At 65.3% G+C, this 10,405-nt stretch carries 12 protein-coding genes; all 12 read left to right on the forward strand.

The features are described from left to right. Position 1: 1 nt before the first annotated feature. Positions 2–763: a thiazole synthase gene (locus tag D1012_RS11555; protein ID WP_118152292.1), complete on the forward strand. Its 762-nt coding sequence runs from the start codon at positions 2–4 to the stop codon at positions 761–763. Further along, on the forward strand, positions 760–1,356 hold the full coding sequence (locus D1012_RS11560; protein ID WP_118152294.1) for a thiamine phosphate synthase: 597 nt from the start codon (positions 760–762) through the stop codon (positions 1,354–1,356). Before D1012_RS11555 ends, D1012_RS11560 begins: the two co-directional genes overlap by 4 nt. Next, positions 1,353–2,306, forward strand: coding sequence for a HesA/MoeB/ThiF family protein (locus tag D1012_RS11565; protein WP_118152296.1), 954 nt, complete (start codon positions 1,353–1,355; stop codon positions 2,304–2,306). Before D1012_RS11560 ends, D1012_RS11565 begins: the two co-directional genes overlap by 4 nt. A gap of 10 nt (positions 2,307–2,316) precedes the next feature. Beyond that, on the forward strand, positions 2,317–3,267 hold the full coding sequence (locus tag D1012_RS11570; RefSeq protein WP_118152298.1) for an ABC transporter substrate-binding protein: 951 nt from the start codon (positions 2,317–2,319) through the stop codon (positions 3,265–3,267). Further along, complete coding sequence (tenA, locus tag D1012_RS11575; protein ID WP_118152300.1) at positions 3,264–3,938, forward strand: thiaminase II; 675 nt, start codon at positions 3,264–3,266, stop codon at positions 3,936–3,938. Before D1012_RS11570 ends, tenA begins: the two co-directional genes overlap by 4 nt. Beyond that, the gene (locus D1012_RS11580; protein WP_118152302.1) at positions 3,935–4,690 is read left to right on the forward strand and encodes an ABC transporter ATP-binding protein; all 756 of its coding nucleotides are present in this window, start codon (positions 3,935–3,937) and stop codon (positions 4,688–4,690) included. Before tenA ends, D1012_RS11580 begins: the two co-directional genes overlap by 4 nt. Next, positions 4,677–5,333: a TenA family protein gene (locus D1012_RS11585; protein ID WP_118152304.1), complete on the forward strand. Its 657-nt coding sequence runs from the start codon at positions 4,677–4,679 to the stop codon at positions 5,331–5,333. The genes D1012_RS11580 and D1012_RS11585 overlap by 14 nt, the downstream gene beginning before the upstream one ends. Next, complete coding sequence (locus D1012_RS11590; protein WP_118152306.1) at positions 5,330–6,064, forward strand: ABC transporter permease; 735 nt, start codon at positions 5,330–5,332, stop codon at positions 6,062–6,064. Before D1012_RS11585 ends, D1012_RS11590 begins: the two co-directional genes overlap by 4 nt. Positions 6,065–6,225: 161 nt before the next feature. Beyond that, the gene (locus tag D1012_RS11595; RefSeq protein WP_118152308.1) at positions 6,226–7,281 is read left to right on the forward strand and encodes a substrate-binding domain-containing protein; all 1,056 of its coding nucleotides are present in this window, start codon (positions 6,226–6,228) and stop codon (positions 7,279–7,281) included. Positions 7,282–7,342: 61 nt separating this feature from the next. Beyond that, a complete protein-coding gene (gene pstC, locus D1012_RS11600; protein WP_118152310.1) occupies positions 7,343–8,803 on the forward strand; it encodes a phosphate ABC transporter permease subunit PstC in 1,461 nt (486 codons plus the stop codon). Next, a complete protein-coding gene (gene pstA / locus D1012_RS11605; protein WP_118152312.1) occupies positions 8,800–10,161 on the forward strand; it encodes a phosphate ABC transporter permease PstA in 1,362 nt (453 codons plus the stop codon). Before pstC ends, pstA begins: the two co-directional genes overlap by 4 nt. Before the next feature lie 27 nt (positions 10,162–10,188). After that, positions 10,189–10,405 (forward strand): ATP-binding cassette domain-containing protein (locus D1012_RS11610; protein ID WP_118152368.1); only part of this gene is annotated, 217 nt, incomplete at its 3' end.

A 10,405-nucleotide genomic window follows, 5' to 3' on the forward strand; every position in this document is an offset into this window, starting at 1 on the left:
GATGCGCAGATTTTACGGGGTGAGTCTGGAGACGCCGCTCATGCTGGGCACGGCGCAATATCCGTCGCCTGCGGTGCTGGAGGCGGCGTTTCGTGACTCGCAGGCCTCGGTGGCGACGGTGTCGTTGCGGCGGGAGGCGGGCAAGGGGCAGGCGTTCTGGCAGATCATCCGCAGCCTTGGGGTGCATGTGCTGCCCAATACCGCCGGATGCCACAGCGTGCAGGAGGCGGTGACCACGGCCAAGATGGCGCGGGAGATGTTCGAGACCAACTGGATCAAGCTGGAGGTGATCGGTCATGCCGATACCTTGCAGCCCGATCCGTTCGGGCTGCTGGAGGCGACCGGGGTTCTGGCGGCGGACGGGTTCGAGGTGTTTCCCTATACCACCGAAGATCAGGTGCTGGCGGGGCGTTTGCTGGCGGCGGGGGCACAGGTTCTGATGCCTTGGGGTTCGCCCATCGGCTCGGGACTGGGGCTGAACAACCGCTATGGGCTGAAAATGCTGCGCGCGGCGTTTCCCGATGTGCCGATGGTGATTGATGCGGGGCTGGGTCTGCCAAGCCATGCGACGGATGCGATGGAACTGGGGTTTGACGCGGTGCTGCTGAACACGGCGGTGGCGCAGGCGGGCGATCCGGCGGCCATGGCGCGGGCGTTTGGGCTGGCGGTGCAGGCGGGGGCGCTGGCGCGAGGCGCGGACCCGATGGAGCCGCGTGAGATGGCGGTGCCCTCGACCCCGGTAATGGGAAAGGCATGGCTATGACATTGGCGCGATTTTATCCGGTATTCGATTCGCTGGCCTGGTTGGAGCGCGCTTTGCCGCTGGGCGTGGGGCTGGTGCAACTGCGGATCAAGGACCGCCCGCCCGAGGCATTGAGCGCCGAGATCCGCGCGGCACTGGCACTGGCGCGGCGGCATGGCGCAGCGTTGGTGGTTAATGACCATTGGCAACTGGCGATCGAGGAAGGGGCAGAGTGGCTACATCTGGGGCAGGAGGATCTGGACAGTGCTGATCTGCCCGCGATCCGCCGGGGCGGGCTGCGGCTGGGAATCTCGACCCATGATCATGCCGAACTGGACCGCGCCTTGGCGCTCACGCCGGATTATATCGCGCTGGGGCCGGTTTACCCGACGATCCTGAAGCAGATGAAATGGCATCAGCAGGGGCTGGAGCGGGTGACCGAGTGGAAGCGGCTGGTGGGGGACATTCCGCTGTGTGCCATTGGCGGCATGTCGGTGGAGCGGGCGGCGGGGGCGTTTGCGGCGGGGGCGGATCTGGTGGCGGCGGTCACCGACATCACGCTGCACCCCGATCCGGAGGCGCGGATGCGCGACTGGCTGAGGGTCTGCGCATGACCCGATACGCACGTCAGACCGTATTGCCGCAGGTCGGGGCCACAGGGCAGGCGCGGCTGGCCCGGGCGCATGTGCTGGTGGTAGGCGCCGGGGGGCTGGGGGTGCCGGTGTTGCAGTATCTGACCGGGGCCGGGGTGGGGCAGATCACGCTTGTTGATGGTGATGTGGTGGAGGAACACAACCTGCCCCGCCAGCCGCTCTACCGGATGGACCAGATCGGCCAGCCCAAGGCGCGGGCGGCGGCCATGGCGCTGGGCGCGCTGAACCCGCAGGTGCAGGTCACGCCGCTGGTGGGAACTCTGGACCCGGCCAATGCGCCGGGGCTGGTGGCGATGGTCGATGTGGTACTGGATTGTGCCGATACCTTTGCCGCCAGCCTGACGCTGTCGGACGCCTGCCGCGACAGTGGCACGCCGCTGATCACCGCCTCGGCGCTGGCGATGTCGGGCTATGTGGCGGGCTGCTGTGGCCCGGCCCCCAGCCTGCGCGCCATCTTTCCCGACCTGCCAGAGCGGGGGGCGACCTGTGCCACGGCGGGGGTGATGGGGCCGGTGGTGGGCGCGGTGGGGGCGTTGCAGGCGCAGATGGCACTGGCCGTGCTGTTGGGGCTGGAGCCGTCGCCGCTGGGCCGTCTGGTCAGTCTGGATGCGCTGGGCTGGCGGATGGGCGGCTTTGGCTTTGCAGACGCGCCCGAGCCTGATCGGCCCTTGGCCTTTATCGGGCGCAGCCAGATCCGCGCCGATGATCTGCTGATTGATCTGCGCGCCGAGGCGGCACCCTTCAGCCCGCAGGCCCGCCATATCCCGCCCGAGGCGATGCCGGGGCTGACCCCGCCCGAGGGGCGGCGGGTGGTGCTGGCCTGTGCCACCGGCCTGCGCGCCCACAATGCCGGGCAACAGCTGCAAACCCGTTGGCCGGGCGAGATTGCCCTGCTGGCTGTTCATGACTGAGAGGACTCCCATGCGACCCCTTATCACCGCACTTGCGCTTACCCTGTCACTGACAGCGCCCGCTGCCGCACAGGACCGGATCAGCCTGATGCTGGACTGGTTCATCAACCCCGACCACGGCCCGATCATTCTGGCGCAGGAGCTGGGGTATTTTGCCGAGGCCGGGCTGGAGGTGGAAATCCTCACCCCGTCTGACCCGAATGATCCGCCGCGCATGGCAGCGGCGGGGCGGGTGGATCTGGCGGTCAGTTATCAGCCGCAGCTGCATCTGAGCCGCCACAATGACTTGCCGTTGCGCCGGGTCGGCACGTTGATTGCCACGCCGCTGACCTGTCTGGTGGTGCTGGCGGATGGCCCGGTGCAGACCATCCCCGATCTGCGCGGCGGCAAGGTGGGTTTTGCCGTGGCCGGGGTGCAGGAGGGCATCCTGAACGCGATGCTGGCGCATCACGGGCTGAAGCCTGCGGATGTGGAGCAGATCAACATCGGCTTTTCGATCTCGCCCGCGCTGATGTCGGGGCAGGTGGATGCGGTGATCGGCGCGTACCGGAATTTCGAGCTGCACCAGTTGCAGCTGGAAGGGATGGAAGGCCGCTGCTTTTACCCTGAAGAGGAGGGCGTTCCAGCTTATGACGAGCTGATCTATGTCGCCAACCCCGACACGATGGATCGGGCGGTGATTGCGCGGTTTCTGGAGGCGACCGAACGGGCGACCGGCTATATCCTGAACCAGCCGGAAAAGGCTTGGGAGATCTTTGCTGCCACCGCGCCAGAGCTGCGCACCGAGCTGAACCGGCGTGCCTGGGCCGATACCTGGCCGCGCTTTGCCAGCCGCCCGGCGGCAATGGATGCGGGGCGCTACCATAGGTTCGAGGCGTTTCTGGCCGCGCAGGGGGCGACGCCCGGCGGCTTGCCGGTCTCGGCGCTGGCGATTGATGTCACAGCAGAGGCTTCGCCATGAGTGCGCCCGATTATGGCCGGGCCTTTGCCCTGTGGCGGGCTGCGGCACCGGCGTGGCGGGACTATACCCATCACGCCTTTGTCGAAGGACTGGGCCGGGGCGATCTGCCGCGCGCGCGGTTTTTGCACTATCTGCGGCAGGATTATGTGTTCCTGATCCACTTCGCGCGGGCCTGGGCGCTGGCGGCGGCCAAGGCCGATACGCTGGCGGAACTACAGGCGGCCTCGGCCACGGTGCAGGCGCTGGCGCATGTCGAGATGCCGCTGCATGTGCAGATCTGTGCTGACGCAGGGATTGATGCCGCGATGCTGGAGGCGACTGAGGAAGCGCCCGCCAACCTCGCCTATACCCGCTATGTGCTGGAGGCGGGGTATTCGGGCGATTTCCTCGACCTGATGGCCGCACTTGCGCCCTGTGTGCTGGGTTACGGCGAAATCGGCGCGCGGCTGGCGGGCCGGGGCGGGGCCTATGCGGATTGGATCGCCACCTATGGCGGGGCCGAGTATCAGGCGCTGTGCCGCGATGTCGGCGCGTTGATTGACGCAGCGCTTTTGCACCGGCTGGGGCCGGGTTGGGCTGGTTTGCCCCGCTTTGCCCGGTTGACGCAGCGCTTTGCCACCGCGACCCGGCTGGAGGTCGGGTTCTGGCAGATGGGGCTGGACGGCGCATGACCGGGGTGCAGCTGCAGGGCGATCTGTGGATCGGGGGCGCGCCGCTGATCCGGGGTCTGGCGCTGGGCTTTGCGGCGGGCCGGTGGTCTTGCCTGCTCGGGCCGTCGGGTGTGGGCAAATCGACGATTGCGCGATTGATTGCCGGGTTGCCGGGGCCGTACCGGCTGGAGGGCGCCTTGGCGACGGCAGACGGTCAGTCGCTGGCCGGGCGGGTGGCGATGCTGGCGCAAGAGCCGCAGCTGCTGCCCTGGGCCGATCTGGTGCAGAACGTGACCATCGGCGCGCGATTACGTGGCGTGCGGCCCGATATCGCCCGCGCCCGCGCGCTGCTGGGCGAGGTCGGGCTGGCGGGGATGGAGGCGCGCCACCCCGCCGCGCTGTCGGGCGGGCAGCGGCAGCGGGTGGCGCTGGCGCGGGTGCTGATCGAGGAGTGCCCGGTGGTGGTGCTGGATGAGCCGTTTTCGGCGCTGGATACGGTGACGCGGCTGGCGATGCAGGATCTGGCGGCGCGGCTGCTTCGCGGGCGCACGGTGATATTGATCACCCATGACCCGCTGGAGGCGGTCCGGTTGGCAGATCAGGGCTGGCTGCTGGGGCGGGGCGGGGCGGAACCGCTGGACCTGCCCGCCAGCCCCACCCCCCGTGATTTTCGGGCGGCTGACACGCTGGCGGCGCAAGCGCGTCTGCTGGCGCGGTTGCACGATCAGAGTTTGAAAACCGACCGGAAGGAACCTTGTCATGCGCCCCACTGACCACCTGACATCGCTGTGCGCGGCAGATTGGGCGGCTGCGACCCGCCATGCGTTTACCGACGCCTTGGCCGATGGCACGCTGCCCGAGCCGTTGATGCTGGGCTATCTGCGGCAGGATTATCTGTTTGTCGAAGATTTCACCCGCCTGCTGGGCGCGATGATTGCCCACGCCCCCAGTTTGGCCGATGCGGTGCCGGCGGGGCAGTTCATGGGGCTGATCTGCGGGGCAGAGAACACCTTTTTCCAGCGCGCGATTGCGGCTTTGGGCGGTGATCCCGCGCAACCTGCGCCGCCGCATCCAGTGACTGTGGCGTTTCAGGCGCTGATGCGCGAAGCGGCGGGCTCAGGGCGGTATGAGCAGATGCTGGCGGTTCTGGTGGTGGCAGAGGGCAGCTATCTGGACTGGGCCAGCCCGCACGCGGCCAAGTCCGCTTACCTGCCGTTCTGGTTTGGCGACTGGATCGACCTGCATGCCGGGCCGGGGTTCGAGGGGTTTGTGGCCTATCTGCGCGGCCAGCTGGATGCGGTCTGGACGGACCTGACCCCGGCTGAGCAACACGCGGTGGAAGAGCGCTTCACCACGGCGGTGCAGCTGGAGCGGGCGTTTTTCGATGCGGCACTGACCGGGTTTGACGCTGCATGAGGCGGATCGGGGCCGGTCTTGCCGCGCCGCTGCTGGCGCTGGGGCTGTGGCAGGCGCTGGTGGTGCTGACGGCGCTGCCGCCGTTCATCCTGCCGGGGCCGGGGCGGGTGGCGAGCAGCCTGTGGGCGAATGCGCCGCTGCTCTGGGAACAGGCGCAGTTCACGGCGGTCAATCTGCTGAGCGGGCTGGCGGCGGGCGTGGCGCTGGGGGTGGCGACCGCGCTCAATCTGGCGCTGTCGCCGGGCGCGCGGCTGCTGCTGCGCCCGATGCTGATCTTTGCGCAGGCGGTGCCGGTGTTTGCGCTGGCCCCGGTGCTGACGCTGTGGCTGGGCTATGGCGCGGCGTCAAAGGTGGTGATCGTGATGCTGGTGGTCTATTTTCCGGTCACCTCGGCGTTTTTTGACGGGCTGATGCGGCTGCCGTCGCCGCTGGCCGATCTGGCGCAGCTGATGCGGGCCACGCCGCTGCGCCGTCTGCTCCTGTTGCAGGTGCCGCACGCCTTGCCCGCGCTGGGGTCTGGCCTGCGGCTGGCGGTGGTCTATGCGCCCTTTGCGGTGGTGATCGGCGAATGGGTCGGCTCATCCCGGGGCCTGGGCTATCTGATGCTGATGGCCAATGGCCGGGGGCAGACGGACCTGATGTTTGCCGCCTTGGTGGTGCTGGTCGCGCAGAGCCTGATCCTGTTTGCGCTGCTGGAGGCGATTGCCGCGCGGTGGGGGCGGGCGGTCTGAGTGTTCTTGCCTCGGGCCTTGGCCGCTGCGGTCTGACTGCGCAGTAAAGCCGTCACTTCGTAAAACTGTCACAAACCTGTTGTAAAACTGTAGCGGCGACTGATTAGCAGAACCCGTGGGGCCAGACAGGACGTGGCCCGAGAAATCCACTGGAGAGTGACATGAACCTCATGAAAATCACCGTGTCGGCACTGGCCGTTGCGGCTGTGTCGGCTTCCGCCGCTGCTGCCCGCGACAACGTTCAGGTTACCGGTTCGTCGACCGTGCTGCCCTATTCCACCATCGTTGCCGAAGCGTTCGGCGAAAACTTCAGCTTCCCGACCCCGGTTGTCGAAGGTGGCGGTTCGGGCGCTGGTCGTGCCAAGATGTGTGAAGGCGTGGGCCCGAGCACCGTGGACATCGCCAACTCGTCCTCGCGCATCACTCAGAAAGACCTTGACGCTTGTGCTGCCAACGGCGTCACCGAAGTCATGGAAGTCCGTTTTGGCTATGACGGGATCGTCTTTGCATCGGACGTGAACGGCCCGGAATTCGCCTTTGCCGCTGGCGACATCTACAACGCTGTGGCTGGTCAGGTCGTCAAGGATGGCGCTCTGGTTGCCAACACCTACACCCAGTGGGCTGACTTCAACCCGTCGATGCCCGCTCAGGACATTCTGGTCCTGTCGCCCGGCACCAAGCACGGCACCCGCGAAGTGTTCGACGAGCGCGTGATCATCGCTGGCTGCAAAGAAACCGGCGCGCACGCTCTGTTCGCGGCTGTTGCGGCCGGTGACGACGATACGGCCAAGAACCGCGCCGCCAACGGCGAATGCGCCAAGCTGCGCACCGATGGCCGCAACGTGGACATCGACGGCGACTACACCGAGACCCTGCAGCGTCTGGAAAACGACAAGAACGCCATCGGCGTGTTCGGTCTGTCGTTCTATCAGAACAACACCGACAAGCTGCGCGTCGGCACCATGGGCGGCGTCGTTCCATCGACCGAGACCATTGCTTCGGGTGACTATCCGGTGTCGCGTCCGCTGTACTTCTACGTCAAGACCGCGCATCTGGACGTGATCCCCGGCCTGAAAGAATACGTCGAGTTCTTCGTGTCTGACGATATGGCTGGCCCTGATGGCCCGCTGGCCCAGTATGGTCTGGTGTCCGACCCGGAACTGGCTGCGACGCAGGCCATGGTTGCTGCACGCACCCCGATGGGTCCGCTGAACTGATCTTTTCCCCGGGGGCGGCGTACAAACGCCGCCCCCACTCCTTTTGCGTTCAGGATCGCACATGACCGTCGCACTTATTCTCACTGTCATTCTTGTTCTGGCAATTGCAGGCTATGTGGTCGCGCGACAGCGCGCCGTGGCCTCGGCTCAGGGCAATATCCGCGTGCTGCATTCGCTGCCGAATTACTACGGCTGGTATGGCGCGATCATGGCCGGGCTTCCGGCACTTCTTGTTCTGGCGATCTGGCTCATTGTGCAGCCCATGGTGATTGAACGGCAGGTTGTCGGCTTTTTCCCCTCGGACCGGGTTGAAAGCGATGCCGCCCGGACCCTGATCATGGCCGATGTGCGCCGCGTGGCTGCAGGACTTGATGTTGCGGTCGAGCGCGGTGCGCTGAGTGCCGATCAGGCCAGAGACATCCGTACCGAATTCGGCTCTGTCCGCGACCGTCTGGCAACGGTTGGCGTGGCACTGGGGTCAGAGGTGACGCCGCAGGTTCTGCAGGCGGCGCAGCGCAGCCGAGAGCTGTCGGCCACTGGCGCGCTGTGGCGAACCGTGCTGACGCTTGCCGTGGCGCTGGCCGGATTTGCCTATGCGATAAAGGTCACCAACCGCGATTTCCGCGCCCGCAACCAGGTTGAGCGGGTGATGCTTGCCCTTCTGATGCTTGCCTCCACCATCGCGATCCTGACCACCATCGGCATTGTGATGTCGATGCTGACGGAAAGCATGCGGTTCTTTTCGATGTATCCGTGGCAAGACTTTTTCTTCAGCCTGACATGGTCGCCTTCATTCCAGGGCAACAGTGCCCTTGGCCTTGCGCCACTGCTGTGGGGCACGATCTATATCAGCTTTGTGTCGATGCTGGTGGCCGTCCCGATCGGGTTGTTCACGGCGATCTATCTGGCGGAATACGCAGGTTCGCGCGTGCGCGCTGTTGTCAAACCGCTGATCGAGGTGATCGCCGGTATCCCGACCGTGGTGTTCGGCCTGTTTGCGCTGGTCACGGTTGGCCCGTTCCTGCGCGACTGGCTTGCCCAACCGCTGGGTCTGGGCACTTCGGGCTCGTCGGTGATGACGGCGGGGATCGTGATCGGCATTCTGAACATTCCGTTCATCTCGTCGCTGGCCGATGACATCATCAACGCGGTGCCGCAATCCATGCGCGACGGCTCTTACGGGTTGGGCGCCACCAAATCGGAAACCGTGCGTCAGGTGATCCTGCCCGCGGCGCTGCCGGGGATTGTGGGCGCAGTTCTGCTGGCCGCCAGCCGCGCCATCGGCGAGACGATGATCGTGGTGATGGGCGCCGGTGCGGCCGCGCGGCTGAGCCTGAACCCGTTCGAGGCGATGACGACAATAACCGTGAAAATCGTCAGCCAGCTGACCGGCGACACCGAGTTCAACTCGCCCGAAACACTTGTGGCCTTTGCTCTGGGGATGACGCTGTTCGTGATCACCCTTGGGCTGAATATCTTTGCCCTCATCATTGTGCGCAAATACCGGGAGCAATACGAATGACCGACGCAACCGTCTCTGGCCTGCCCGACGCCAGGTCTCCCGGCAAATCATCGCTGCTGACGCAGGACCCTTTGATGAAACGCCGCAATGCCGCTGAAGCCCGGTTCAAATACTTCGGGATCGCGGCGATTTCGGTCAGCCTGATCATGCTGGGTGTCATGCTGTGGACGATCTTTTCCGACGGTGTGTCGGCCTTTCGTCAGGCGAGTGTCGAACTTTCTGTCACACTGGACCCGGAGCGGCTTGACCCCGAGGGAGATCGCAGCGTCGAGTCGCTGAGCAAGGTCACCACCATCGGCTATGGCAACCTGCTGTCATCGGCGTTGAATGATTACATGACCGAACGCAACATTTCGGTCGAAGGTGTGACCACGCGTCAGGTCGGCGAGTTCATTTCCCGCGATGCACCGGCGCGGTTGCGCAATATGGTGCTGGCCGATCCCGACCTGCTTGGGCAGACCATCCGTTTTTCCGCCTTTGCCTCGGGCCGGATCGACGGCTATATCAAGGGCCGCGTGACGATGGAAAGCGCCGCACTTGACAGCAACATCACACCAGAGCAGTTGCAGCTGGCCGACCGCCTGATCGAAGCCGGGGTGCTGAAAACCACCTTCAACTGGCGGTTCCTGACCAACCCGGATGCCTCTGACCAGCGGCCCGAATCTGCGGGGCTTGGGATTGCGATCATCGGCTCGCTTTACATGATGTTTCTGGTGGCGATCATGGTGTTGCCGATTGGTGTGGCCGCCTCGATCTATCTGGAAGAATTTGCGCCCAAGAACCGCTGGACGGATGTGATCGAGGTCAATATCTCGAACCTCGCCGCCGTGCCGTCCATTGTCTACGGGATCCTGGGTCTGGCGATCTTCATCAACTTTGCCAAGCTGCCGGCCTCTGCCCCCATCGTCGGCGCGCTGGTGCTGACACTGATGACCCTGCCCACGATCATCATCGCCACCCGCGCCTCGTTGCGCGCGGTGCCGCCGTCGATCCGCGATGCGGCGCTCGGGGTGGGGGCGTCAAAGATGCAGACCGTGTTCCACCATGTTCTGCCGTTGGCCGCCCCCGGCATTCTGACCGGCACCATCCTTGGTCTGGCCTCCGCTCTGGGCGAAACGGCGCCGCTGCTGCTGATCGGCATGGTGGCTTTCGTGGCGAACTATCCGGCCAGCCCGCTGGACGGCGGTTTCTTTGATCCGGCGACCGCGCTGCCGGTGCAGGTGTATTCCTGGGCCTCGCGCGCTGACCCGGCGTTTATCGAACGCTCCTCGGGAGCAATTATTGTTCTGCTGGCCTTTCTTCTGGTCATGAACGTGATCGCCATCGTCCTGCGCCGTCGCTTTGAGCGGCGCTGGTAAGAGCATGCGCAAAAAGGTCAGATCCAAATGAACGACATGCGACTTTCGGAGAGTGACGTGAACGCCCAAAAAGCCAAGATCACGGCGCGGGGGGTGCAGGTGCATTATGGCACCACCCATGCGCTGAAGGATGTTGATGTCGATATCCTTGACAAGACGGTGACCGCGTTCATCGGTCCGTCGGGCTGCGGCAAATCCACCTTTCTGCGCTGTCTGAACCGGATGAACGACACCGTGGCCTCGG

This window comes from Pseudotabrizicola alkalilacus (genome assembly GCF_003443995.1).
Classification (GTDB): Bacteria; Pseudomonadota; Alphaproteobacteria; order Rhodobacterales; family Rhodobacteraceae; genus Pseudotabrizicola; species Pseudotabrizicola alkalilacus.